Annotated in this window: 20 protein-coding genes; 8 read left to right on the top strand and 12 right to left on the bottom strand. The window is 50.5% G+C overall.

The genetic code is table 11. The features are described 5' to 3' along the window. Nucleotides 1–310 precede the first annotated feature (310 nt). Nucleotides 311–1,825: a threonine ammonia-lyase, biosynthetic gene (ilvA, locus tag K7H08_RS08475; RefSeq protein ID WP_038479987.1), complete on the bottom strand. Its 1,515-nt coding sequence runs from the start codon at nucleotides 1,823–1,825 to the stop codon at nucleotides 311–313. A 160-nt stretch (nucleotides 1,826–1,985) separates the two neighbouring features. On the opposite strand from ilvA, the gene rpiA reads away from it, so the two are divergent. Continuing rightward, nucleotides 1,986–2,660 (top strand): ribose-5-phosphate isomerase RpiA, encoded by a 675-nt coding sequence (rpiA, locus tag K7H08_RS08480; protein ID WP_231657695.1) that lies wholly within the window; start codon nucleotides 1,986–1,988, stop codon nucleotides 2,658–2,660. Here the strand turns inward: rpiA and waaA are convergent. Genes waaA through K7H08_RS08495 form a run of 3 tightly spaced genes read right to left on the bottom strand, consistent with a single transcriptional unit; the run spans nucleotide 2,652 to nucleotide 6,458 of the window. Further along, complete coding sequence (gene waaA / locus K7H08_RS08485) at nucleotides 2,652–3,941, bottom strand: lipid IV(A) 3-deoxy-D-manno-octulosonic acid transferase (protein ID WP_231657696.1); 1,290 nt, start codon at nucleotides 3,939–3,941, stop codon at nucleotides 2,652–2,654. The genes rpiA and waaA overlap by 9 nt on opposite strands. Further along, complete coding sequence (gene hldE / locus K7H08_RS08490) at nucleotides 3,941–5,371, bottom strand: bifunctional D-glycero-beta-D-manno-heptose-7-phosphate kinase/D-glycero-beta-D-manno-heptose 1-phosphate adenylyltransferase HldE (protein ID WP_038479978.1); 1,431 nt, start codon at nucleotides 5,369–5,371, stop codon at nucleotides 3,941–3,943. Before hldE ends, waaA begins: the two co-directional genes overlap by 1 nt. Continuing rightward, nucleotides 5,361–6,458, bottom strand: coding sequence for a glycosyltransferase family 9 protein (locus tag K7H08_RS08495; protein ID WP_038479975.1), 1,098 nt, complete (start codon nucleotides 6,456–6,458; stop codon nucleotides 5,361–5,363). The genes hldE and K7H08_RS08495 overlap by 11 nt, the downstream gene beginning before the upstream one ends. Between K7H08_RS08495 and K7H08_RS08500 the strand changes: the two genes are divergently transcribed. Next, a complete protein-coding gene (locus K7H08_RS08500; protein ID WP_038479972.1) occupies nucleotides 6,457–7,224 on the top strand; it encodes a 3-deoxy-D-manno-octulosonic acid kinase in 768 nt (255 codons plus the stop codon). The two genes, K7H08_RS08495 and K7H08_RS08500, sit on opposite strands and share 2 nt — an antisense overlap. 3 nt (nucleotides 7,225–7,227) lie before the next feature. Here K7H08_RS08500 and K7H08_RS08505 read toward each other — a convergent pair whose 3' ends face one another. Next, nucleotides 7,228–8,142, bottom strand: coding sequence for a glycosyltransferase family 9 protein (locus K7H08_RS08505; RefSeq protein WP_231657697.1), 915 nt, complete (start codon nucleotides 8,140–8,142; stop codon nucleotides 7,228–7,230). Continuing rightward, nucleotides 8,139–9,170, bottom strand: a complete 1,032-nt coding sequence (locus K7H08_RS08510; protein ID WP_231657698.1) for a glycosyltransferase family 4 protein — start codon at nucleotides 9,168–9,170, stop codon at nucleotides 8,139–8,141. The genes K7H08_RS08505 and K7H08_RS08510 overlap by 4 nt, the downstream gene beginning before the upstream one ends. Nucleotides 9,171–9,247: 77 nt before the next feature. Between K7H08_RS08510 and K7H08_RS08515 the strand changes: the two genes are divergently transcribed. Continuing rightward, entirely contained in the window at nucleotides 9,248–10,000 is a 753-nt protein-coding gene (locus K7H08_RS08515) for a glycosyltransferase family 2 protein (protein WP_231657699.1), read from the top strand. 135 nt (nucleotides 10,001–10,135) lie between these two features. Then, nucleotides 10,136–11,788, top strand: coding sequence for a sulfatase-like hydrolase/transferase (locus tag K7H08_RS08520; RefSeq protein WP_231657700.1), 1,653 nt, complete (start codon nucleotides 10,136–10,138; stop codon nucleotides 11,786–11,788). Here K7H08_RS08520 and waaF read toward each other — a convergent pair. Further along, nucleotides 11,778–12,824 carry a lipopolysaccharide heptosyltransferase II gene (gene waaF / locus K7H08_RS08525; protein ID WP_120385991.1) on the bottom strand — a complete coding sequence of 349 codons (1,047 nt, stop codon included), beginning with the start codon at nucleotides 12,822–12,824 and terminating at the stop codon, nucleotides 11,778–11,780. The two genes, K7H08_RS08520 and waaF, sit on opposite strands and share 11 nt — an antisense overlap. Beyond that, a complete protein-coding gene (gene rfaD / locus K7H08_RS08530) occupies nucleotides 12,817–13,773 on the bottom strand; it encodes an ADP-glyceromanno-heptose 6-epimerase (protein WP_038479957.1) in 957 nt (318 codons plus the stop codon). Before rfaD ends, waaF begins: the two co-directional genes overlap by 8 nt. Before the next feature lie 110 nt (nucleotides 13,774–13,883). On the opposite strand from rfaD, the gene glyQ reads away from it, so the two are divergent. The 4 genes from glyQ (at nucleotide 13,884) to gmhB (ending at nucleotide 18,536) form a co-directional block, all read left to right on the top strand. Then, on the top strand, nucleotides 13,884–14,843 hold the full coding sequence (gene glyQ, locus K7H08_RS08535) for a glycine--tRNA ligase subunit alpha (RefSeq protein ID WP_231657701.1): 960 nt from the start codon (nucleotides 13,884–13,886) through the stop codon (nucleotides 14,841–14,843). Next, nucleotides 14,843–16,909, top strand: a complete 2,067-nt coding sequence (glyS, locus tag K7H08_RS08540) for a glycine--tRNA ligase subunit beta (protein WP_038479954.1) — start codon at nucleotides 14,843–14,845, stop codon at nucleotides 16,907–16,909. Before glyQ ends, glyS begins: the two co-directional genes overlap by 1 nt. Before the next feature lie 241 nt (nucleotides 16,910–17,150). Further along, complete coding sequence (locus K7H08_RS08545) at nucleotides 17,151–17,948, top strand: hypothetical protein (RefSeq protein ID WP_038479951.1); 798 nt, start codon at nucleotides 17,151–17,153, stop codon at nucleotides 17,946–17,948. Between the two features lie 9 nt (nucleotides 17,949–17,957). After that, on the top strand, nucleotides 17,958–18,536 hold the full coding sequence (gmhB, locus tag K7H08_RS08550) for a D-glycero-beta-D-manno-heptose 1,7-bisphosphate 7-phosphatase (RefSeq protein WP_038479948.1): 579 nt from the start codon (nucleotides 17,958–17,960) through the stop codon (nucleotides 18,534–18,536). Between the two features lie 156 nt (nucleotides 18,537–18,692). Here the strand turns inward: gmhB and gyrB are convergent, their stop codons facing one another. The 4 genes from gyrB to dnaA form a co-directional block, all read right to left on the bottom strand. Beyond that, a complete protein-coding gene (gene gyrB / locus K7H08_RS08555; protein ID WP_038479945.1) occupies nucleotides 18,693–21,113 on the bottom strand; it encodes a DNA topoisomerase (ATP-hydrolyzing) subunit B in 2,421 nt (806 codons plus the stop codon). Nucleotides 21,114–21,152: 39 nt separating this feature from the next. Then, complete coding sequence (gene recF / locus K7H08_RS08560) at nucleotides 21,153–22,256, bottom strand: DNA replication/repair protein RecF (RefSeq protein WP_231657702.1); 1,104 nt, start codon at nucleotides 22,254–22,256, stop codon at nucleotides 21,153–21,155. A gap of 105 nt (nucleotides 22,257–22,361) precedes the next feature. Then, nucleotides 22,362–23,465 carry a DNA polymerase III subunit beta gene (dnaN, locus tag K7H08_RS08565; protein ID WP_009723350.1) on the bottom strand — a complete coding sequence of 368 codons (1,104 nt, stop codon included), beginning with the start codon at nucleotides 23,463–23,465 and terminating at the stop codon, nucleotides 22,362–22,364. A 55-nt stretch (nucleotides 23,466–23,520) separates the two neighbouring features. Next, complete coding sequence (gene dnaA, locus K7H08_RS08570) at nucleotides 23,521–24,987, bottom strand: chromosomal replication initiator protein DnaA (protein WP_038479938.1); 1,467 nt, start codon at nucleotides 24,985–24,987, stop codon at nucleotides 23,521–23,523. Nucleotides 24,988–25,520: the final 533 nt, after the last annotated feature.

Genomic DNA, 25,520 nt, shown 5'->3' on the forward strand with positions numbered 1-25,520 from the left:
GCTTGCGCGTATCCAGTGGCGAGTACTCCAAGTAAAAACACCACTGTTAGCGCCATCACCATATCAGGCTTTTTACGCCGCATGCCTCATCTCCAACGTCTTTCACGGTTGCCAAATGTCCTTAATGTGTCATCTAGACAATGTTTCTAAAATGATGACACACCTCATTAATTTCGCCCACGACTATAGGGCTATAGGGGAGGACTGACAACTGCTTTCAGTGCAATTTTTAACGCATCATTAAACGTTTTCAAAAGTTCACTTTTCTTAACAGCTCTGCACCTCGGGGTTAGTGATCACTTACAATTATTTACGCCATGAAGAGCCGATATGCTGGGTTATCACTCTCCCACCAATAACGGTAACCAATCGCATCTAAGTACTCTGCGACATGGGTTTGATCACTGCTCGGTACTTGCATACCGACCAATACACGACCGTAGGCAGCACCATGATTTCGGTAGTGGAACAGTGAAATATTCCAATCATGGGGTAGCTGGGTTAAAAAGTTCATGAGCGCACCAGGGCGCTCCGGGAACTCAAAGCGGTAGAGCTCTTCTTCAAAGCGCTCGCTAGGCCGACCACCGCTAAGATGGCGGATATGAAGTTTTGCCAGCTCATTGTCGGTCAAGTCTTCAACCTGATAGCCAGCTTCACGAAGCTTATCAATCACCGCCTGGCGGTCTTCCCCACCCGGTTTAACTTGAACACCCACAAAGATATGAGCCTCGCTATTATCTGCATAGCGATAGCTGAACTCGGTGACCATGCGCTTACCCAGCGTGCGGCAAAACTTTTTAAAACTGCCTGGGTTTTCCGCAATGGTCACCGCCAAAATCGCTTCACGCTGCTCACCCAGCTCGGTGCGTTCCGCAATATGTTGCAAACGATCAAAATTGGTATTCGCGCCAGAGTTAATACATATCAACGTCTCGCCTTCAGCACCGGTTTGCTGCACATATTTCTTCAAGCCAGCTAGCGAAAGCGCCCCTGACGTTTCTGCGACGGCACGAGTATCTTCAAAGATATCCTTCACCGCTGCGCACATCTCATCGGTATTCACCGTGATAACGTCGTCGATTAAGTCACGTACCAGAGAAAAAGGCACTTCACCGATTTGCGCGACGGCGACACCTTCCGCGAACACGCCAACTTGATCCAGCACGACCCGCTCCCCGGCTTCTAGCGCGGCTTTTAAACAGGCACTGTCTTCGGCTTCTACGGCAATGATTTTGATATCTGGGCGCAGATATTTCACATACGCTGCGACGCCTGCAATTAAGCCGCCGCCACCGACAGGAATAAAAATAGCGTCTAGACGGCCGCTGTGCTGGCGCAGAATTTCAACACCAATGGTGCCCTGACCTGCGACCACATCGATATCATCAAACGGCGGAATATAGGTATAGCCATGCTCTTTAATCAATTCTTGAGCATGCTCAGCAGCAGCAGCAAATGCATCACCTTTCAAAATAACCTTAGCACCGCGGGCACGTACTGCCTGAACCTTAATATCGGGCGTAATACGCGGCATCACAATAACCGCTTTCACACCCATCAACTTGGCTGCCATAGCCAGACCCTGGGCATGATTGCCCGCCGATGCCGCAATCACGCCCTTGGCCTTCTGCTCTTCCGTTAGCTGGGCCATTTTGTTGTAAGCACCACGAATCTTGAAAGAAAACACTGGCTGAAGATCTTCGCGCTTAATCAAAATTTGGTTATTGAAACGACGCGACAAAAAGGGAGCGGGTGAAATAGGGGTCTCACAAGCGGCTTCATAAACGCGGGCTTGGAGGATCTTTTTGACGGTTGCTTCGAGCATGCGGGAATCCCAAAAAAATAACGTGACCCTGACGGGAGAGAGCAAAGCCTTTATTGGTAGCAGATTACGCCTAGCGTCGTCTAGCGGCGTTTCCATCGGCAGTGGGCGCTAAGGCCGTTATACTAGAGAACACTGCCTAACCCTGACGCAGGAAAATATGATGACCCAAGATGAATTGAAAGCGGCCGTAGCGGATGCTGCAGTTAAAGAGATTGAGCCTCATCTCGAAAAAGATACCGTGCTAGGTATTGGCACAGGTTCAACAGCGAACCTGTTTATTGATCGTTTAGGCCCGCTAAGAGATCGTTTCAAAGGTGCCGTTGCCAGCTCAGAAGCCAGTGCTAAGCGTCTACAGGCGCTAGGTATTGAGATATTCGAGCTGAACAATGTTGGCGATGTGCCTTTTTACATCGACGGTGCAGACGAAGTAAACGCTAACTTACAAATGATTAAAGGGGGTGGCGCAGCGCTAACCCGGGAAAAAATCGTCGCCGCCTGCGCCAAGCGATTTATTTGCATTGCCGATGGTTCGAAATACGTGAACCAACTTGGCAACTTCCCGCTACCGGTAGAAGTTATTCCGATGGCACGCTCCTACGTCGCTCGAGAGCTGGTCAAGCTAGGTGCTGACCCCGTCTATCGGCAAGGAGTAGTCACCGATAATGGCAATCAAATTATCGACTGTTTTGACTTTATGATCGACGACCCAGCATCCATGGAAGCGTGTATTAATGCCATTGTAGGCGTCGTCACGAACGGTTTATTCGCCCAGCGCGGTGCCGATGTACTGCTGTTAGGTAAAACGGACGGCGTAGAACGAACCGCGTTACGTTAGCCACTGACCAAGCCCATCGAGCGTGCGCGCCAATGCGCCTCTATGGGCTTCAATCACCTCTCGCCCAGCCTGCCCAATTTGCAGAGCAAATGATGGCGTTGCCAGCCGCTCGGCCAGCGCGTCGGCTAAGGCTTCGGGTGTTTCCACAACGCTTAACGCGCCTGCCGCTAACAGCGGCTCAGCCACATCGCTAAAGTTGTCAAGTGAAGGGCCGCAGAGCACTGGCTTACCCAACGCAGCAGGCTCCAGTACGTTGTGGCCGCCCAACGGTACCAAACTACCGCCAACATAGGCCACATGCCCTGCTGCATACAGCGTTGCCAGCTCACCTAGCGTATCCCCCAGGTAAACCTGCGTTTGTGGCGTCACGGCCTGCTGCTGGCTGCGACGGCTGAGTGCCCAGCCGCCTTGGGAACACAGCTTGGCCACTTCGTCAAAACGCTGCGGGTGTCGCGGCACCAATACCAATAACGCTGTTGGAAAGCGCTTCAATAGCTGACGGTGAGCCTCCAAGAGCAGTGCTTCTTCCCCGTCGCGGGTGGAACCTGCCACCCACACTGGGCGCGCGCCCCAAGATTGAAGTAAGTACTCACTCTCTTTCAGAGCCTTTACCTGAGAGGGCATCTCAAATTTTAACGATCCAACGACCTGAGTTACTGCTGCGCGGCAACCCAGTGCCTGAAAGCGCTCGGCATCTTGGGCAGATTTAGCAGCCAGCCATGTGACGTTAGCTAATGCACTCGCCATTAACGAACGCAAGCGCTGATAGCGTGCAAAGGCTCGTGGCGATAGCCGCCCGTTGACGACTGCGACAGGTACTGCTTGTTGGTGGCAAGCGTGCAGTAGGTTGGGCCACAGTTCGGTTTCAAACAGAATGGCAAGAGTGGGCTGCACGCGGGTAATAAAACGCTTGGCCGCGCCCGGAAAATCCAAAGGAAGAAAGCAGTGAGCAAGCCTTACTTGATCTGGCGCGGTTTGCTCACCGATGAGTGCTTGAACCTGCTGAGCACCCGTCGCGGTCATTGTGGTCAACAACAGGCTGTGCTGAGGGTAACGCGCCAGAAAACCCTCTATTAGCGGGCGGGCAGCGCGCACTTCCCCCACCGAGGCACAGTGCAACCAAATTCGCGGCCCAGGGGGAAGCTTACCCAAACGCATACCAAGCCGCTGCAAGCGCGAGTAAGTAAGTACTTGCTCACGCCAGATGCGCCAGCCAATAAGCGGCGACAATATATAGAGCACCGCTGAATAAACAAGCCGAGGCCAAATCGGCGACGCCATTAGCCCTCGCGATCCAGGATGGAGCTAATCATTGCGGTGGTCGATACGCCATCTTCAAAGCCAAGTACTTTTACATCGCCGCCGTTGGCGATAACGGCCTCCCCTCCTGCAATATCTTCAGGGCGGTAATCGCCACCTTTCACCAAAATATCCGGCAAAACGGCTTCAATTAGCGCTTGGGGAGTATCGTCACTAAATGGCACGACCCAATCGACAGCGCCTAATCCAGCCAGTACTTGCATGCGGCGATTAAGCGGATTGATTGGCCGTTTAGGGCCTTTCAAACGGCCAATAGAGGCATCATCATTTACCGCAACGATGAGGCGATCCCCCAAGCGTTTGGCTTGTTCCAAGTAGGCCACGTGTCCTGCATGAAGAATATCAAAGCAGCCATTGGTCATCACCACGCGTTCGCCACGCAGCTGGGCTGCACGCACGGCGTCGACCAGCGGGACTTGGTCAATCACCCCGAACTCAGCCAGCTTGTCGCCGTGTAGCGCGGTGTAGAGCTCGGCTATCGAGAGCGTCGCCGTTCCCGGTTTGGCTACCACCAAGCCCGCCCCCAAGTTGGCCAGCATCATCGCTTCTGGCAATGCATGGCCTGATGCCAGCGCGAGCCCCATCAGGCCAATCACGGTATCGCCTGCGCCGGTTACGTCGAACACTTCCTGGGCTCGGGTGGGCAAATGGAGCGGTGCTTGGCCTTCACGAATAAGCGTCATACCTTTTTCACTGCGAGTGATCAGCAGCGCTTCTAACTCAAGCTCAGCGCGCAACGCTTCTCCGCGCTGGGCCAGAACATCGTCATTGGCACAGTGACCAACCACCGCTTCAAACTCGGTTAAATTAGGCGTAATTAAACTGGCCCCACGATACTTACTAAAATCTTGGCCTTTCGGGTCGACCAGCACTCGCTTGCCGAAAGCACGCGCCATCTGAATCAGCGTCTCAACCTGGTTAAGCGTTCCTTTACCGTAGTCAGAAAGAATCATCACATCGCAATCAGGCAGCGCTTTTTCGACCTGCTCCAGCAGAGCAGTGGTATCGACACCATCGAGGCGCTGCTCAAAATCCAGCCGCAGTAGCTGTTGATTACGACTCATCACACGCAGCTTGGTAATCGTTGGTATCTCTGGGCTTTGTTGAAAGTAAGTACTCACATTCGAAGATACCAAACGTGACGTCAGCAGCTCGGCGTTCTCATCCTCTCCCACCACACCTGCCAGGGAAACGTGGCCGCCTAGAGAGGCCACATTCAGTGCCACGTTCGCCGCGCCACCGGGACGATCATCAGCATCTTCGACACGCACCACCGGCACCGGCGCTTCGGGTGAAATACGCGACGTGCCACCATGCCAGTAGCGGTCGAGCATCACATCCCCCACCACCAATACGCGGGCATGTTCCAGGGCGGTTAAATCAACTCTCATCCAAAGGTCCTGTTGTTGGCGGCACTGCGGTATACGCCAGCAGCGCGTCTAGCTTAGCAATCACGTCGTCGGCTTTGATCAAATCCATGGCATCCGCATGGCGTACTCGCTGTCCCCAGCTAACCTCATCGACGGATTTATTCAGATACGTGCGAACCGCGTCGGGATAAGCATTGACCGCAAAATCCCGCCAACAATAAGGCGCGGCACGCTGGGGATTGGTGGTCGCATAGAGGCCAAGCGTGGGCGTGCCCATGGCATTCCCCATATGCGCCGGCCCCGTGTCGGGGGCAATGACCGCACGGGCATTGTCAATCAACGCCAGCACTCCTTTGAGCGATGTACCGCCGATAGCATTAATGACGCTACCCGGTTGACATAGCGCCTCAATTTGATCGCCGATTTCTCGCTCTAATGAACTCCCCCCACCGGTCAACACGCTCTTCAGACCATGGTGTACCCAAGCATGTTCAATCACGCTGGCATAGCCTTCCACTGACCAATTGCGAAAATTGCGCAGCCGTGCGTTGCTGCAAGGATTAATGACCAGATATGGCGTATCGCCACTGACCCCTCGGGCTTCTTCATAGGCCAGCGGTGGTACGGCCAGATTCCACTCCAATCGATCATCTTCTACGCCGAGCAAGCGAGCGAAGTCCATAAACGACTCCAACACATGGGCGTTAGGATGCGGCGCAAGCTGATGCTGTGTAAACCAGTGCTGAGCGTCTTTGGCGCGCGACTTATCATAGCCCACTCGTACATTGGCCTTGAGGCCAAGCGAAAGCACGCTGGCGCGTATCGCTTGCTGCATGTGCAGCAGTACATCAAAGCGAGTATCGGAAAGCTCTTTCCACAGGGCGCGCATGCCCGCAAGACCGGTGGACTTGTCATAGACAACAAACTCGACCCCAGAAAGCCCCGCCAGTAAACTGTGCTCTCCCTTGCCGATTATCCAGGTAATGCGAGCGTGCGGCCATTGGCGCTGCAACGCACGCACCGTGGGCACAAGATTGCACACATCTCCCAACGCGGAGAGGCGCAAAATGGCAATATGGTTAGGTTGAGCAGGCAGAGAGGGCTTCATGCGCTTAGCGGCACTCCGGCAAAGAAATTGGCTGATTTTACATGATGTAGACAGTTTAAGTGACGCTGCCACGTCACACCAACTGTCGCAACATGGATCTCAACATCGATCACAACAAAGGCCTCAAGGTCAGTCACACCCACTTCATCCTGATCTATTCCATCAGGCCTATTGGCGTGAGCGTAATTTAATCGTCGGGGAAGCACCAGGAAGGGGTAGCAGTTTTTTCTTAAAGGCCAGTGATTCAGAGCAGTGGGTATTGCGACCTTATCGCCGCGGTGGACTGATCGCCAAGCTAAGCGAGAAACGCTATCTGTGGCTGGGTGAAGAGCGCACCCGTGCGTTTCGCGAGTTGCGCTTAAACGCTGCGCTGTATGACCAGGGACTGCCTGTGCCGCGCCCCGTTGCCTGCTGTGTTATGCGTTATGGACCTACATATGAAGCGGCGCTCATCACCGTTAGGATTCCAGGCGCTCAGGCGCTGGCTAGCTTATTGGCGGCAGGGGAAGCGGATGAGGCGTTACTTCTGCGCGTTGGCGCAACGATCAAGCGCTTCCATCAAGCAGGCCTTGATCATGTTGATCTAAATGCGCGCAATATCTTGATCGCTCCCCATGGTGAACCCTGGCTGATTGATCTGGACCGCTGCCGCCTACGGCCACCAGGCAAGTGGCAGGAACACAATATAAACCGCCTAGCAAGGTCGCTAAAAAAATTCCATTGCCATAGTGTGCTGCCCACCATATTAAAAGGTTATGACCGTTAACCTTTATTTTTCAGCGCCAACATCATACGCGAGGATTTTCGATACGCAGTTTATTAGCTCGTCAGGAGTAATTGATGAAAGGTCTGTTTGTGATGAAACGTAACCACTGTTATCTCTCTCAAGAAACCATTCAGGTAAATATTCTTTAAAAACAATAACTTGATTAACTCCCATTATATGGGCGACATGCGATGGGCCACAATCGTTGCTAACAAATAGTTTGCAACCATTTACCAACCTAAAAAGAGTATTTACATCAGGGCTATGAATAACAGAAAACCCTTCTTGCTCAAGAATTTTCTTTTCCTCTTGTTCTTTTGGTCCTGTGAGAAAAACAATCTTCTCTGATCTTAACTCAGAAATCTTTCTTGCTAGCTGAATATAATTAGCAAGCGACCATTTTTTTTCTTCGCCCCCAGCACCAGGAGCAAGTACAACTTTATTGTTTAATACTCCATCAGACTCAATATGTTTTTTCAAACAGGGAGCAATATCTAATGTTGATGATATCCCTAGCAGTGACAAGAAAAGGTCTGCCCTGTAGGTAGTTACATCAAGAGGTACCGAGTGCGTATAAAACGCTCCAAATTTTTTAAACCCTACTCTATAAGGAATTCGCAGCTTCAGCATTTGCAGAGAAGTCCCAACACTAGAAGGACGCAAATTAAAACCAATATCGAAATTATATTTCCTACTTAAGCTAGTGGTGCTAAAGCCATCAATCACTTCAAGCTCGTTTAAAAAACCTGCTTCAACTAGAAAATCTGCCCCTGAATTTTTAGAGATACCTACCAATGTAGCATTTGGATACCTTTCCTTAACAGCGACTAAAAAAGGAATATGAACTACATATGCACCAAAAAAAGGCCTATTATGTAAAAATATAGCGATGCATTTAACTTTTAAAAAGTCGTTCATTTAAAAACAATTTCCTTATAGACATCGAGATAACTTTCAGCCATTCTTTCTTTACTATAAAGTTCTAAAAGAAGGCGTGCATTCTCAACAGCAGACTCTCTCATCTGTTTGTTTTTTGCTAGCTTTATTATCCAGCCCTCGACTTCTTCACTACTTCCTGGTGTTACTAAAAAACCTGTTTCACCATGCTTAATTAAATCAGGAATGCCGCCAACATTACTAGCAATAATAGGCACGCTTGCATCCATAACATCTAAAAGAACTGACCCTAGTCCTTCATTGCGAGATGGAAAAACAAACAGATCCAGCGCTGGAATAAAATCACCAATATTAGGCTTAAAGCCAGCCCATACAACATTTTTTAAGTGACTGCTTTCCAAGCGAAGCTCTTCCTCATCCTCACCTCGGCCAAAAAAAACGCACAGCACTTCGGGATAGCTATGCTGTAATCGTTCTGCAGCTTCAAGTAGTACCCGCTGACCTTTGTGACGATCAACTAATGCACCTATATGGCCGACAATAAAGCGGCCTGGATAGCTGGCACGAAAGCGAGCAGCAACTTGGGCATCCGCTGTAAACCCCGTCATCGCACTAGGAATCGTCAATACTTCATTCTTATTCCAGTGTGATAGCTGTTGCCGAATAATCGATGAAATAGCGACACAGCGGTCTGCATCACTATAGAACAGTCGATTCACCCATTTATCTTTAATGGGTGTATCCACTCGGCGAGTCACCACATAGGGTGTACCGTATATACGCTTATGCAACCACGCCCAGTGCACCGCTTTAGCTTCATGAGCATGCACTAACGATGCGCGGCCGGCTTGCCTATGCCCGGCCATCTGCTGGTTAGCATCCACGAATCTTAAGTTCTCAATGCATTGAAGTTCATTACGCAATGGAGAATCTTTCCTGCATACCAGCGTTTGCTGATCTACATGCCGTTGCAAGGCTTGAATTAGCAGCGCTGTCTGGCGTTCTCCACCGCGAAAACCTTTGGCAAGGTTAACGTGAATAATATGCAAATTGCCCTCATACAAATCGTTGCCATCACCCTGGTATAGTACTGTATCTACCAACCACCAGAGCAGGGTGTGAATAAATGTCTATGGATGTGAGCGTCGTTATCATTACCCGCAATGCGGCCGCGACACTTAGCCGAACACTAGACGCCTTGACGTGCTATGACGATGTCGTGGTATATGACAACGGCTCCACAGACGAAACATGTAGCATTGTACAAGCCTACTCCAATACAACATTACACCATGGTGAATTTTTAGGCTTTGGCCCTACCAAACGTGCTGCCGTGTCGTTAGCAAAATATGACTGGATCTTATCAATAGATGCTGATGAAGCGCCGACAAAAGAGCTCAACGCTACGATTAATGACTGGGTCGCCACTGCAACACCTCAACAGGCTGGTAAAATATTGCGCGAAAACTGGATGCTGGGTAAACCCGTTCATCACTCTGGCTGGGGAAATGACTGGTTAGTTCGACTGTTTAATCGTAACACGTGTAACTTTAATGATGCCGCTGTTCATGAGTCAGTAAACTTAGAAAAAAACACAGAAGTTTCTCCGCTTAATGGAAAAATTGAACACCTTGCCATTAACGATCTCTCCCAGTTCCTTGATAAAATAAATCGCTATTCAGATCTTCGCGCATCATCAAAAAAACTCAAGCACCACCCTTTTTCACTCATATTTCTCAAGGCACTTTTTGCATTTGTACGCACTTATTTTTTTCGCCTCGGCATACTGGATGGCTGGCGAGGGCTCACTATATCTGTGGCTAATGCAAACGGTGTTTTTTGGAAATATGCCAAAAATAATGTTAATAACCGCCTATAATACGTTGTAAATTTTCTATCACGACGTGTTGATATCACTAAAGATATCTCTACTACCGGGCAGTCTCTCACCTGATCCTGTGATCAATATGCGTCCGTATTTCTTTACTCTATCAACACTCGTTTCGGGAGACGCATGCCAGCACTAAGGTCACTCAAACTTACTCCATGGTTGCCACTGCTCGTGATCGGCATCTGTCTTGGCTATGCCCTCACCGTGCTTACTCGGCTACCTTGGTGGACACTATTTTTCACAGCCGCCGTGTGGGTAGGCTTCGGCATCAAGTTACGCTGGGGAGCACCGCTAAACGCCCGCTACCGCCCGGTGTGGCCTTGGTCGCTGGTGCCGCTCAGCTTGCTAGGCATTTATATCTACTTGGCTGACAGCTTTGGCAATGTTGATTTAGGTGCGGTATTTTTCCATCTTCAAGCGGGCATGGCCGAACATGGCGGTGCTGGAAAAATGATCACTGCCGTTATTTACACAATGAGCGTAATCGCAGTGCTGGCATCCGTTACCTGGATCACGCGGCATGATCAGCGATGGCGGCTAACTGAACGCTTTGCTGCACTTCTCTTGTTAGCAGCAAACCCAATGCTCTACGGTTTAGGGCAGCGCAGCGCAGCCATTGTAACGGACGATGGTGCTTGGCTAGATCGCCGTTACGTGCCGCCGCCCACGGAAGATCAAACCAATGCGCCTAACCTTCTGGTCATGTATCTGGAAAGCATTGAGCGTACGTATAGCAATGAACTATTTGGTGATGCTTACGCTGACTTAACCGCGTTAGGCGAACGCGGGCTGGTCTTTGAAGGTATCCAGCAAATGGAAAACACCGGCTGGACCATGGCAGGCATGATTGCTAGTCAGTGTGGCGTGCCGCTGATGCCTGCGGGACTTTTGCACGACAGTCAGTTCGAGCCGATTTCCAAAGTAGTTCCTGGCGTCGATTGCCTGGGTGATGTGTTAGCGGCTCAAGGCTATCGGCTTAGCTACTTGGGTGGAGCTAGTGCTCAGTTTGCCGGTAAAGGACTTTTCTATCGCGGCCATCAGTTTAATACGGTAAAGGGAAAGGAAGAGCTTTCAGCGCAACTCAATGACCCAGAATACATAAATAGCTGGGGTCTATACGATGACACACTTTACGATTTTACTGTGGATGAGATTCGTCGTTTGAGTGAAGAAGATGACGGCCCATGGGCAGTGGTTAATCTAAGCATTGCTGGTCACGCCCCTAACGGTTTTCCCTCCCAGACATGCCTAGACCGTCAGGGTGAATTCGATGGCCAAGATATCTTATATTCGGTGAAATGTTCAGCAAGTCAGGCGCGTGACCTTATTGAGCGTCTTGAACAAGAAGGCTTGCTCGAAAATACATTGGTTGTCGTTCTCAGCGACCACCTCACGATGCGAGTGTCGGTTTGGGATCAACTGACAACACTAGATCGAGACAATACGCTGATCATGCTGGGCGAAGGTATCTCACCGCTGACAGTGCATCGGGGGGCGACAATGTTAGACGTATTCCCGACTATTTTGGACGCGATGGGCCTACCGCTTAACGATAACCGTGCAGGGCTTGGGGCATCTCTACTTAGCAGTCAACCAACGCTGGTTGAAACGCATGGGCTTGAGGTGCTTAACGAGCGGCTCCGGGAAGAGACCGCATTACAGCACCGTCTTTGGGAAGGACTGACCCCTCAACGGCGCGAACCTCAAGAAAGCGCCGACCAACAAGTCATAGAAACGCCTGCTGATCAGGCTGATGAAGTCGAGATTATGCGCTAACGTTAGCGCCGTTAGCGCGCTGACTATCGACACTCATCGCTCGGTACACTTGCTCCACGCCTAAATCATTCAGACAGTTGGTATGCCCCAGCGGGCAGGTACGCTTAAAGCAAGGTGAGCAGGAAAGCGCCAGATAGTGAATGACAGCATTGTCGGTTAGGGGTGGTGTGTAAGCAGGAGATGAAGAACCGTACAGAGCGTGAATGCGTACGCCTACCGCGGCGGCAACGTGCATTAAGCCTGAATCGTTGGTGACCACCTGACGACAGTCTGCCAATAGATCTACCGCATCCGCCAATTGGGTTTTGCCGCATAAGTTATGCGCATGGGGCAACCCTTTCACAATGCTATCTCCGGCGGCATGATCTTTCGGCCCACCAAACACACGCACCTCAAACCCATCCTTAACCAGTCGCACTGCTAACGCATGGAAATAGCCTAACGGCCACTGCTTAGCGGGCCCGTACTCCGCTCCGGGCATCATACCAATAGCTGGACGCGACGATAGCGCGTGAGTAAGGCGTAAATTGACCAAGTTATTTCGGTCAATCGTTAAACGCGGCGTCGGAATCTCAAACTCGCCTTGTATGGCTTCTTCCAGCGGCAGACCCAGAGAAACAAACCGCTTAACCGTTTGATCCAACACCTGCTTATCCAGCTTGCGGCGCTCTTTCAATAAGCCGTAACGGTGTTCACCCAAAAAGCCGATACGCTCGGGAATACGCGCCATAAAAGGCACCAGCGCCGCTTTCCATGAGCGCGGCAGAACAATGGCACGATCAAAGCGTCCTCGTAGACGGGCAGCCAGCTCACGGCGGCTGGCAAGGCCAAATTCACCATGCCCCACTGCCAATGGAAGCACCTCGTCTACCTCAGGCATACGTTCCAAAATAGGCTGTGACCATGCCGGAGCGACCACCCCAAGGGTTGCCCCTGGGTTACGGTCTTTCAAGGTCATAAACAGGCTTTGCGCCATCACCATGTCGCCGACCCACGAAGGGCCGACCACCAATATGCGCTTGGCAGAATTAGCCATTTAGCCACTCCAAGTAGGCTTTCACACCCTGGGCAACGGTTTTGAACTCAACATCGCAACCAGAGGCACGCAGATTGCTGATATCTGCACGAGTGTAACTTTGATAGCGGCCTTTTAGTTCTTCAGGGAAAGGTATGTAGTCAATTTCACCCTGACCATAAAAGTCGATTACAGCCTCGCCAATGGCCTTGAATGGTTCTGCCCGTCCGGTGCCCAAATTAAAAATACCGGACGCATGAGGGTTATCTAAAAACCACAGATTGACGTCGACCACATCGCCAACGAAAACAAAGTCGCGACTCTGCATTCCCGCCTCATAACCGCCGTAAGCCCCAAACAGCTTTAACGTTTCCCCATTTCGAATTTGTAAATGGTTATGGTAGGCAACACTCGCCATCTTGCCCTTATGCTGTTCACGGGGGCCATAAACATTGAAATAGCGAAAGCCAACCACTTGTGTCGTCAACTCATCCCAGCGAGAGCGCACGTGCTGATCAAACAATAACTTAGAGTAGCCATAGACGTTGAGCGGTTTTTCGTGCTCAGGCGCCTCTTTAAATACCTCACTACCGCCGTAAGTAGCCGCCGATGATGCGTATAGAAATGGAATGCCTAACGCTTCACAGTAGTTAAGCAGCACTTTTGAGTACTCGAAGTTATTCTCCATCATGTAGTGCCCATCCCACTCCGTCGTATCGGAGCACGCACCCTCATGGAAAATAGCATCGATGGTCGGCAAATCGACCGACTCACCTCGCAATGCCGCCTTAATCCGCGCTAGAAAATCATCTTTATCCAGATAATCAGCCAACGTGCAGTCAGCTAAATTGACGAACTTAGTGCCGTCACGCAGGTCATCAACCACCATCACATCATCGCGGCCACGAGCGTTCAGCGCTTTGACAATATTGGCACCTATAAAACCAGCCCCGCCTGTTACAACGATCATCTCGTTCTCCTTACCAAAAGCAGCTCTGTTGGCTAACGTGCCTATAACCCATCTCTCTGTGATTGTATACTTGACGGCCTATGAATTCATGGCCAACGGTGCTTTCCGCGATGAGTGTCTCGACAAACCAATCGACACCCGATGTGTCGACATTTCAAGGCTTGATCCTTGCTCTGCAGCAATACTGGGCAGAACAGGGCTGTGTCATTCTCCAACCTCTCGATATGGAAGTCGGCGCGGGCACCTTCCACCCTGCCACTTTCCTACGGGCAATTGGTCCAGAAACCTGGAACGCGGCCTATGTGCAGCCTTCCCGCCGCCCAACAGACGGCCGCTACGGTGAAAACCCTAACCGCCTACAACACTATTACCAGTTTCAGGTGGTAATGAAGCCATCGCCCAGCAATCTGCAGGATCTCTATTTAGGTTCTTTAAAGCGCCTGGGGCTCGATCCTCTCGTTCATGACGTGCGCTTCGTGGAAGATAACTGGGAATCCCCTACCCTAGGTGCCTGGGGTCTTGGTTGGGAAGTGTGGCTCAACGGTATGGAAGTCACTCAGTTTACTTATTTCCAGCAGGCAGGCGGCATTGAATGCTACCCCGTTACTGGTGAGCTCACCTACGGGCTTGAGCGTATCGCCATGTACCTGCAAAACGTCGATAGCGTATATGACTTGGTATGGGCCATCGCTCCCGACGGCAGCAAGGTCAGTTACGGCGATGTTTATCTTCAAAATGAACGCGAGCAGTCGGCGTATAACTTTGAGCATGCTGACGTTGATCAGCTATTTGCCTCCTTTGACCACCAGGAAAAAGAGTGCAGTAAGCTCCTGGTAGCCAATCTACCGCTGCCTGCCTACGAGCAGGTTCTGAAAGCGTCCCATACGTTTAACCTGTTAGATGCTCGTCATGCAATTTCCGTGACCGAACGTCAGCGCTTTATTCTGCGCGTTCGCACCATGGCGCGGGATGTAGCCACTGCCTATTTTGAGTCTCGTAAAGCAGAAGGATTCCCGATGGCACCCGAAGCCCTACGCCGCGAACTACTAGCCGACCAGGGAGACGCATAATGGCTGTTGATACGCTTCTATTAGAACTAGGTGCCGAAGAGCTTCCCCCCGCTGCGCTAGATACACTTTCCGATGCATTTGCTGCTGGCATCGAAAAAGGCCTGCAAGAAGCCAAGATTTCCTTTCAAAGCATCGCCGCTTACGCAACCCCGCGACGTTTAGCAGTACAGGTTACCGGGCTTGCAGACAAACAGCCTGACCGTGAGGTTGAGCGTCGAGGCCCTGCCCTAGCCGCTGCATTCAAGGACGGCGTGCCCACCAAAGCAGCCGAAGGTTTCGCGCGTTCTTGCGGCGTCAGCGTTGATGAGCTGATTCACCTAGAAACCGATAAAGGTACTTGGCTTGGTTTCCGCGAACAGCAGCAAGGCGAGACTGTACAGGCGCTGCTGCCAGAGATGGTTCGCAAAACGCTACAATCGCTACCGGTACCTAAGAATATGCGCTGGGGTTCGTCACGCGTTGAGTTCTCCCGCCCAGTTCACTGGCTAGTTGCCCTGTATGGCAGCGACGTCATTGCCGCAGAAGCGCTTGGCCTTCAGGCTAGCCGTACCACCTTTGGCCACCGCTTCCATGCGCCAGATGCCATACAGCTTGAGCATGCCGATGACTACCTAGCCGCACTGGAAAATGCCTACGTCCTAGCCGATCGCCAACGGCGCCGCGAACGCATTCGTGAACAGGTATTAGCTGAAGCTGAGGTTCAAGAAGCCAATGCCGTTATCGACGAAGAGTTGTTGGTAGAAGTCAGCGGCCTGGTCGAATGGCCAGTCGCATTAACCGGCAGCTTCGATGAACGCTTTCTGGAAGTGCCCGCCGAGTGCTTAATCTCGTCCATGAAGGCTAACCAAAAGTACTTCCACCTGCTGGATGACCAAGGCAAGCTGAAACCGCTGTTCATTACTATTTCGAACATCGACAGCGCTGATCCGCAACAGGTGATTTCCGGCAATGAAAAAGTCATTCGCCCACGCCTGGCCGATGCGGCCTTCTTCTACGAAACTGACCGGAAGCGTACGCTCGCCTCACGTATTCCTCAGTTGGAAAGCGTGGTATTCCAACAACAGTTAGGTACGTTGGCTGACAAAGCACGTCGTAGCACAGCGATAGCAACGTATATTGCCGAGCATATTAATGCAGATGTGAGCCACGCCCAGCGCGCAGTGGCACTGGCCAAGTGCGACTTGGTCACCGAGATGGTGCTCGAGTTCCCAGAACTGCAGGGCATTATGGGCCGCTATTATGCCGAACAGGATGGTGAGCCAGCTGAGGTAGCTCAGGCATTAGAAGAGCAGTACCTGCCTCGCTTTGCCAGTGACGACATTCCACAAAGTCTTGCAGGCCAAGCGCTAGCATTGGCTGACCGTCTAGATACCCTTGTTGGCATCTTTGGTATTGGCCAGCGCCCAACCGGCGCAAAGGATCCATTTGCTCTACGCCGTGCCTCTATTGGTGTACTTAACATCCTGGTCAAAGGTCAGCTTAATTTAGATCTTCGCGAGCTACTCAGCGTAGCCGCAGAACAGCACCAAGGCCTGCCTAAGGCGGAAGGCTTGGTGGAAGACGTATTGACCTACATGCTGGACCGCTTCCGCGCCTGGGGCCAAGAAGAAGGTATTAGTGCTGAAATGTACTTGGCCGTACGCGCTCGCCCAGTAACCAAACCGCTGGATTTTGCTCGTCGCTTACGTGCCGTTAAGGCCTTTGCTCAGCGGGAAGAAGCCGCTGCTTTGGCTGCCGCGAACAAGCGGGTTTCTAATATTCTGAGCAAGCAGGAACACAACGGTAGTACCCAGGTTGATCAGAGCCTGCTGCAGGAAGAAGCTGAGAAGACGCTATTCAATGCAGTAACGGCCAGCCAACAGCAAGTAGCTCCGTTATTTTCAGCAGGTGACTACCAGCAGGCACTAGATGCATTGGCAACACTACGTGAACCTGTCGATGCTTTCTTCGATCAGGTAATGGTCATGGCCGATGACGACGCTGTCCGTCATAACCGCTTGGCACTGCTTGCCAGTCTGCAAGCGCTGTTCCTTGAAGTGGCGGATATTTCCCAGCTGCCACAATAAGACACTGTGCCGCTATCGGTTCACTCAGCTCAAATCGCAACAGAAAGCCCGGCTGCTCGAAAGCCGGGCTTTTTTGCTTTTCAAATTTGTATTACCTCTTTTCTCCAGACTAAACTCGGAGTTATGCCGACTAATTGTTTCACGTGAAACACCAAGGTAAAATTAGAAGCGTAATCACAGCGCCATTTCCTTGTAAAAGGTCGATGGTCATAACTTGCTTTTATCGCCATGGAAACGGCCTATGTATGACTTATTTTTGCTTGATACTCTCCCTCAGCAACAGACTAACATTGCGCCTTATACGCTTAACACACAAAGAGTATGGCTAAAAAAGGCGACGAAAAGAAATTCACGTCTTGCCTATCTGCCGCTTACCCTATTAGCTAAGTGGCTAAGTATCGAAGCACTTAAACCAGTCCCTAACTTAGGGGGTGAACAAAGCGTTGCCTTAGAAGCCGCTCGAATTAAATCTCTCTCAAAGGCAGGAATAGCAGTCCCGACTATATTAGCTGAAACCCCCCAAGCACTACTTCTTGCTGATGTAAGTGACACAGAAGAGCCTTCTCAAACGCTGCTAGATAAATTACTGACTGCCGAAAGTGTCAATGAAATTGATCACTACCTTCAGATGAGCACTCAGGCGCTGAATGATGTTCACGCAAAACAGTGTTACTTAAGCGAAGCCTTTGCCCGAAATATATTGGTCAGTAAAGAGGGTATTGTCTTTATCGATTTTGAGACCGATCCGGGCACCTATCATGAGCTAACAAACTGCATGGTCCGCGATTGGCACTGCTTTATCTTCTCTCTCTATGGCAAACTAAGCACTCATGCCCCTCATATTGAGCGTTTAACGCCAGCCCTACTTGACGGATTGAGACAGTCGCAACCAAAGGTTCAAGAACGCTTCATTAGCACGCTCTCACGTTTTAAGCGCTTAGGTCGTATCCCCTTTCATCGTTTAGGTAGTGATGGAAAGAAAATTGCAGTCACCCTTAATGCACTGTCCATTCTTGACCAACAGCTACGTAGCCAATAGAAGGACGCTATGTCCATTACTTCAGACTCATCAAGGCTCCCTGCAGCCTGCCTAGTCATTCTTGATCGTGACGGTGTTATCAATCACGATTCTGATGCTTATATTAAATCACTAGAAGAGTGGGTCCCCTACCCTTCAGCGATCGATGCTATTGCACAACTAAACAAGGCAGGATATACCGTGGCAATAGCTACCAATCAGTCGGGTATTGCACGGGGCTATTACGATGAGGCAACGCTCCATTCAATGCATGATCGCTTAATAGCACTGGTTGAAGCGAAAGGTGGACGTATTGCCCATATTGCTTACTGCCCTCACGGCCCCGATGATCAATGCGCTTGTCGAAAACCCTTGCCAGGATTACTTTTGCAAATTCAGCAGCAATTAGGAATGGATAGCCTCACCGGCAGTTGGATGGTCGGTGACAGCCTACGAGATCTCAAAGCGGGTGAATCAGTAGGATGTCGTCCAGTGTTGGTCAGAACAGGTAAAGGAGAGAAAACGCTAGCCAGTCATACTAATCTTGAAAATACGCTTGTTTATCCAGATCTAGCTGCATTTGCAGATTGGCTATGCCAACAGCAGTAATGGGGTTTCTTTCTTCCGTCCCCTTCCTCTCTCTACTCTAGACACGCAAAAAAACGCCGCTCCCATTTAATTAGGCGCGGCGTTTTATTTTTCATTTGACTGAGTTTATTAGTGCCTATCGCACTGTTTCACGTGAAACACACGCTGATAAACACATCAGACATCAAGATTAGCAACTAGCGCATTCGTCTCGATAAAATCACGGCGAGGCTCAACTTCATCCCCCATTAACGTGTTGAACATCATATCGGCAGCAACCGCATCTTCAATGGTTACTCGCAGCATACGACGGCTGTCGGGATCCATGGTGGTTTCCCACAGCTGATCGGGGTTCATTTCCCCCAGTCCTTTATAGCGCTGGAAAGAGAGCCCACGCTGCCCCTCTTGCATCAACCAAGCCAGCACTTCAGAGAAGTGTGTGACTGGCTTCTGACGCTCACCACGGGCAATGTAAGCACCTTCTTCAAGCAACCCGTTCAACGTCTCACCGAGGCCCGTAATGGCTCGATAATCAGTACTCTCAAAGAAGTCCAGTCCCCACACATACTCAGTTGTAACGCCGTGGGCAATCAAAGACACCGCTGGCAAGTGCAAACCGCGCTCGCTATCTTCATGCAGATAGAACTGGTAACGCGGTCCGCCTTCATAGGCCACCATGTCATCCATTGCTTTCTGTAGCTCAGCAATCCAATTTTCCATGGTGACACGGTCTTTAAGACTAACTTCGCCTTGAAGCGCCGTTGCATGTACGGCTTGCTTGAGCACTGCGATAGGATATACCCGCGCAAGGCGGTCAATCCGCTTCATCACATTTCGGTATTGAGTAACCAATGCTTCTAGCTGCGAACCAGCGATACCAGGCGCATCAGCATTGACATATAACCCAGCCCCATCTAATGCAGTGGTGGTCAGGTAGTCGGTCATTGCCTGTTCATCTTTCAGGTAGAGCTCTTGCTTACCCCGCTTAATTTTATAAAGAGGGGGCTGAGCAATAAAGATGTGACCACGCTCAATCAATTCAGGCATCTGACGGAAAAAGAACGTTAGCAGTAACGTGCGAATGTGCGAACCGTCAACGTCGGCATCCGTCATAATAATGACTGAATGGTAACGTAGCTTATCGGGATTAAACTCTTCGCGACCAATACCACAGCCTAACGCTGTAATCAGCGTGCCGACTTCTGCTGATGACAGCATCTTATCGAAGCGCGCTTTCTCAACGTTTAGTATCTTACCTTTCAGCGGCAAAATTGCCTGGGTACGACGATCACGCCCCTGCTTAGCACTGCCACCAGCCGAGTCACCCTCCACCAGATATAGTTCTGATTGGCTTGGATCTTTCTCTTGGCAGTCAGCAAGCTTTCCAGGTAGCCCAGCGATATCGAGCGCACCCTTACGGCGAGTCATATCCCGTGCTTTACGAGCGGCTTCTCGCGCCCGTGCAGCATCTAGCATCTTGTTAACGATCGATTTAGCTTCGTTAGGCTTCTCGATCAGATAGTCAGCAAATAGCCGCCCCATTTCTTGCTCAACCGCCGTTTTAACTTCGCTGGAAACCAGCTTGTCTTTGGTTTGAGACGAGAATTTAGGGTCGGGAACTTTAACAGAGATAATAGCGGTCAAGCCTTCACGAGCATCGTCGCCCGACGTATTGACCTTGGATTTTTTCAACAGCCCCTGAGCTTCGATATAGTGGTTAAGCGTTCGCGTAAGCGCGGCACGAAAACCCGCTAAGTGGGTTCCACCATCTCGCTGAGGAATATTATTGGTGTAGCAAAAAATGTTTTCAGTGAAGGCCTCGCTCCACTGCATCGCCACTTCTACTTCAACGCCATCTTCTCGCACTGCATTGAAATGAAAGACGGGATTCAGAACTGTTTTATTTTTGTTCAGGTGATCGACAAATGCCTTCAAACCACCTTCATAATGAAATAGCTCCTCTTTGCCGCTACGCTCATCCATTAAACGGATAGCAACGCCTGAGTTCAAGAATGAAAGTTCACGTAGGCGCTTGGCGAGAATATCGTAGTGAAATTCGATATTCGCAAAGGTATTCGGTGATGGACGAAAATGTACACGAGTGCCACTTTTTTCCGTTTTACCGACAACACCTAGTGGCGCTTGAGGTACACCGTGATGATAGACCTGCTCAAACACTTCCCCTTGACGCCAGATGGTTAGCCGCAGTTCTTCCGAAAGCGCGTTAACAACCGACACCCCTACACCGTGTAGACCGCCTGACACTTTGTATGAATTATCATCAAACTTACCGCCAGCGTGCAGCACTGTCATGATAACTTCTGCGGCTGAGACGCCTTCGCCTTCATGCAGCTCAGTGGGAACACCACGGCCATTATCACTTACCGTTACTGATTCATCCGGGTGGATAACCACACGAATTTCACTACAGTGACCTGCCAGAGCTTCATCGATGGAGTTATCCACCAGCTCGAAAACCATATGGTGCAGCCCGGTGCCGTCGTCGGTATCGCCGATATACATGCCTGGGCGCTTGCGCACTGCGTCTAGCCCTTTGAGCACCTTAATGCTTGATGAATCGTAAGCCTGCTCGCTCATTGACCACTCCGTCGTGAAGTCTGTCTCGTTCCGTGTCGCCTACCCGTCCGGCAGTAATTGGCTTAACCCTTGACTGGACTGTTTCACGTGAAACATCCCGACATCTGTTGAGGGTTCCCATATACCACGAAGCGCGGAGGGTTCGACGCTTGTAATAAATGCCTGACATTGCATCTTTTCAAGTAAATTGCAAAACCGACCTCGGTGCGTGCTATCTAGCTCCGCTGGTAAATCGTCGATTAAGTAGATGCAGTGTCGTTGTGTGGTACTTTCCAGAAGCCGCCCCTGGGCAAGCTTTAATGCACTAACCACCAGCTTTTGCTGGCCTCTGGAAAGGACTTCAACAGCAGGCTGCTTGTTTAATCTGATTCGCAAGTCTGCTCGTTGCGGCCCCTGCTGGGTAAAGCCCATTTGCTGATCCGCTTGACGACTATCCTGCAAAACCTCCGCAAGTACGCGCTGCTTATCCCAGCCTCTTACATAACGCAGCGCTAAATCGGGTAGAGAGATCAGCTCCTTTAAGGTTTCATCGAATACCGGCAAGAACTCGTTGAACCATGCTTGCCTGAGTGCATCCATCTGCTCCCCCCAGGTAGCTAACTCATGCTCCCATACCGCTATTTCGCTTGGGACTATTCTACCACGCCTAAGGAGCGCATTCCGATGTTTCACCGCGCGACGCGTTCGCTTCCATGCGTCGAGAAAAGAGTGTTTCACGTGAAACACTCCCCAATCCAAAAACTCTCTGCGACCTGCGGGCGATCCTTCAAGAAGGCGAAAGCCATCTGGATTTATTAGCTGCAACGGCATAGCTTCAACCAGTTCGGCCAAGCGGACGCCTTTCTCTCCACGCAAACGCAACTCTAGCTCGCGCTGTGCGCGCATTCTTCTCACACCAAGCGTAACCTCAGGGTCTCCTGCCAAACGGCCGTAGAGCGTCATATAGGGCGCCTCAGACTGTATAGCATGTTTAAGCTGGCGAGTCCGGAAAGAGCGCCCCATTCCTAAGATATGAATACCTTCCAGCAGGCTTGTTTTACCACTGCCGTTAACGCCGTATATCACATTAATACGGGATGCAGGGCACATCTCAACTGGCGCTAAATTACGCAGCCCCTGAAGATTTAACCGAGACACACTCATTAACGACTGCCAGTAAATAAGACCATAAAACCTGCCATCCTTTAAAACGCGAAAACGGCGCTTCTGCCATCAGAAGCGCCGCCCTCATTAGCCAGCTATTGCGGGCTATAGCCGCATCGGCATAACAACATAAAGCGCATCACCGCCGCCAGGTTCTTCTAACAGCGCACTGCTGTTGGGATCTGCCAGCGTCATCTGCACTCGATCCTCATCCAGTACCGAAAGCACGTCTACTAAGTAACCTACGTTAAAGCCAACTTCCATGGCTCCGCCATTATACTCAACGGCCACATTCTCTTCGGCTTCTTCCTGTTCAGGATTATTGGCCATTACTTTAAGATTGTTTTCCTCAAGGTACAGCCGCACACCACGATATTTCTCATTCGAGAGAATAGCAGTACGTGAAAGCACCTGACGCAATTCAGCACGCTCAGCGATTAGTACTTTATCGCCATTGCGCGGCACTACACGCTCGTAGTCAGGGAATTTGCCGTCAATCAGCTTAGAGGTAAACGTAAAGTCGCCTGTATGAGCGCGAACATGGGTTGAACCCAAGGTAAGACTTACCGGCTCATCGCTGTCATCCAACAAGCGGGAAAGCTCTAGGATGCCTTTACGCGGCACAATAAGCTTTTGCGCTTGGTCAACCACAATATCGATAGGCCGTGAGCACATAGCCAAGCGGTGCCCATCAGTGGCAACGGTGCGCAACAAATTACTTTGAATTTCGAGCAGCATGCCGTTCAGATAATAGCGAACATCCTGCTGGGCCATTGCAAAAGACGTTGACTCAATCAGGTGCTTCAATGTCCCTCTGGGCACACTAAGCTCCTGACTACCATCAGCATCTTCAATATTTGGAAACTCTGCAACGGGCAGCGTCGAAAGCGTAAAGCGCGAACGACCACTGCGCAGTACGGCACGCCCCTCTTCTACCGCCAACTGAATCTCAGATTGATCAGGCAACGATTTACAGATATCCATTAGCTTACGAGCAGGAACCGTGGCAGCACCCTCTTGATCAACTTGGCTCGCCACGGTACGGCCCACTAGCTCTACTTCTAGGTCGGTACCGGTTAATGCTACCTGATCCCCTTCTACTTGGATCAGTACATTAGAAAGTACTGGTAGCGTTTGGCGCCGTTCGACTACGCCCGCCACCAGAGTCAGCGGGCGAAGCAACGCCTCTCGGGAAATAGTAAATTTCATCGGTACTCCGGTTTCTATCCTGAAAGGCCCGCAATGCAGGCCCAAACGATAACGGTTAACTAGTTAGCAGGCGAAGAAGATTCTTGTAATCTTCACGAATATCCGCATTTTCCTCTTGCAGCGCTTTTACTTTACGACAAGCGTGCAATACGGTCGTGTGATCACGGCCACCAAAGGCATCGCCTATTTCCGGCAAGCTGTGATTTGTCAGCTCTTTAGCTAGCGCCATAGCAACTTGCCTCGGCCGTGCGACGGAACGAGAGCGGCGTTTAGAAAGCAGATCGGCAACTTTAATTTTGTAATATTCGGCAACCGTTCGCTGAATATTATCAACCCCTACCTGCTTATCTTGAAGCGCTAACAGGTCTTTAAGCGATTCGCGAATAAAGTCCTGGGTAATGGTTTTCCCCATGAAATGCGAATCTGCAATCACCTTTTTCAGCGCACCTTCAAGCTCGCGGACGTTCGAGCGAATCTTCTGAGCAATAAAGAAGGCAGCGTCGTGTGGAAGATCAACTTTCGCCTGATCTGCCTTTTTCATCAAAATCGCTACACGGGTTTCAAGCTCTGGCGGCTCAATAGCCACTGTCAGGCCCCAGCCAAAGCGCGATTTCAGACGCTCCTCCACACCACTAATCTCTTTTGGATAGCGATCAGAGGTAAGTATCATTTGCTGCCCACCCTCTAACAACGCATTAAAGGTATGGAAGAACTCTTCCTGGGAACGCTCTTTTCCAGCAAAAAACTGAATATCATCAATAAGTAGCGCATCAACGCTGCGATAAAAGCGCTTGAAGTCGTTAATCGCATTTAACTGCAGTGCTTTTACCATATCCGCGACAAAGCGTTCAGAGTGTAGATACACCACACGGGCATTTTCGCGGCGGCCAGCCAGGGCGTTACCGACAGCGTGCATCAAGTGTGTTTTACCTAAACCAACACCACCGTATAAAAACAGCGGGTTATAGGCACCGCCAGGATTTTCAGATACCTGACGGGATGCCGCACGAGCGAGCTGGTTCGATTTACCTTCAACAAAGGTATCGAAGGTAAAATTAGGATTAAGACCACTACCATGTTTTAGGCTGCCTTCAACCTGTACCTGGCGCTCATTTCCTCGCCGATTCGGTGACTCTTCACGCAGTTGATCAATTTCTCGCTCATCAGCAAGGTCTCCCCTTGGCGGCGTATGAACCGCAGGCGATGCTTGCCTTGAGGGAGATGCTGAGACCGGATTACCCAAATCTCTTGGCTGCGGGGCAGGAGCAGCCACACGGCGGCTACCTACCGTCAAACTGACTTTGGGAGGCTTGGATGGCGCAAGTTCTCGCATCAGCTCGCTGATACGCTTTGAATACTTATCACTCACCCAGTCGCGCACAAAGCGATTCGGCGCCAACAAGCGCAGCTCATTGGTCTCTCCTTCTTCTGCCTGCAGCGGACGTATCCAGGTATTGAACTGCTGTGAATTCAGTTCGTCCTGCAGGTAGTCCAGGCACTGTTGCCAAAGCGCGAGTGACACTCATCTCACCATCGGTTGAAAACGGCCGACCATTGTAGCGCCCAACGAGACGGTTATCCACACGCACTAACGCCTCTTTTTGCCCTGTGGACAACTATTCATGAGGCATAGGGAAAAGCTGGTAATGGATCAAGGAAAAAGCTGTTTTGATGTCTTCTATACCCTGTTGAACACACCTAATTAACAGTTTATTTAAGGCTTATCCGAAGGTTATGCACAGATTTTTTATGTTTTTAAGCTGTTGATAAAAATAAGCTAAAATAGCTTATCCACAATTAGTATCCCCACTATTAATAACAATAGGTTTTAAATAATTCCATTAGTAATAGTAGTGTCATGGCAAGAAGCCACGATGGCGATGTACGAAGAGCCTCCATTGCCTTTTTAACGCTTTTTATGCAAGGAAAAATTGCACCTGACGCGGGAAGTCTCTACAATTTCCGGTCTTGAATTGAAACTCCCCGGCTAGTTCCTCACTGGACCGGGTCTTTTGGAATTCACTTTCCGTCCTAAACCACGTGGGAATAACGAGT

The sequence above is a fragment of the Halomonas sp. IOP_6 genome (assembly GCF_021151565.1).
Lineage (GTDB): Bacteria > Pseudomonadota > Gammaproteobacteria > Pseudomonadales > Halomonadaceae > Vreelandella > Vreelandella alkaliphila.

Coding starts and splice junctions, on each gene's coding strand:
- ilvA (WP_038479987.1), bottom strand. CDS start 1,825: ATGCTCGAAGCAACCGTCAAAAAGATCCTCCAAGCCCGCGTTTATGAA.
- rpiA (WP_231657695.1), top strand. CDS start 1,986: ATGACCCAAGATGAATTGAAAGCGGCCGTAGCGGATGCTGCAGTTAAA.
- waaA (WP_231657696.1), bottom strand. CDS start 3,941: ATGGCGTCGCCGATTTGGCCTCGGCTTGTTTATTCAGCGGTGCTCTAT.
- hldE (WP_038479978.1), bottom strand. CDS start 5,371: ATGAGAGTTGATTTAACCGCCCTGGAACATGCCCGCGTATTGGTGGTG.
- K7H08_RS08500 (WP_038479972.1), top strand. CDS start 6,457: ATGCGCTTAGCGGCACTCCGGCAAAGAAATTGGCTGATTTTACATGAT.
- K7H08_RS08495 (WP_038479975.1), bottom strand. CDS start 6,458: ATGAAGCCCTCTCTGCCTGCTCAACCTAACCATATTGCCATTTTGCGC.
- K7H08_RS08505 (WP_231657697.1), bottom strand. CDS start 8,142: ATGAACGACTTTTTAAAAGTTAAATGCATCGCTATATTTTTACATAAT.
- K7H08_RS08515 (WP_231657699.1), top strand. CDS start 9,248: ATGTCTATGGATGTGAGCGTCGTTATCATTACCCGCAATGCGGCCGCG.
- K7H08_RS08520 (WP_231657700.1), top strand. CDS start 10,136: ATGCCAGCACTAAGGTCACTCAAACTTACTCCATGGTTGCCACTGCTC.
- waaF (WP_120385991.1), bottom strand. CDS start 12,824: ATGGCTAATTCTGCCAAGCGCATATTGGTGGTCGGCCCTTCGTGGGTC.
- rfaD (WP_038479957.1), bottom strand. CDS start 13,773: ATGATCGTTGTAACAGGCGGGGCTGGTTTTATAGGTGCCAATATTGTC.
- glyQ (WP_231657701.1), top strand. CDS start 13,884: ATGAGTGTCTCGACAAACCAATCGACACCCGATGTGTCGACATTTCAA.
- glyS (WP_038479954.1), top strand. CDS start 14,843: ATGGCTGTTGATACGCTTCTATTAGAACTAGGTGCCGAAGAGCTTCCC.
- K7H08_RS08545 (WP_038479951.1), top strand. CDS start 17,151: ATGTATGACTTATTTTTGCTTGATACTCTCCCTCAGCAACAGACTAAC.
- gmhB (WP_038479948.1), top strand. CDS start 17,958: ATGTCCATTACTTCAGACTCATCAAGGCTCCCTGCAGCCTGCCTAGTC.
- gyrB (WP_038479945.1), bottom strand. CDS start 21,113: ATGAGCGAGCAGGCTTACGATTCATCAAGCATTAAGGTGCTCAAAGGG.
- recF (WP_231657702.1), bottom strand. CDS start 22,256: ATGAGTGTGTCTCGGTTAAATCTTCAGGGGCTGCGTAATTTAGCGCCA.
- dnaN (WP_009723350.1), bottom strand. CDS start 23,465: ATGAAATTTACTATTTCCCGAGAGGCGTTGCTTCGCCCGCTGACTCTG.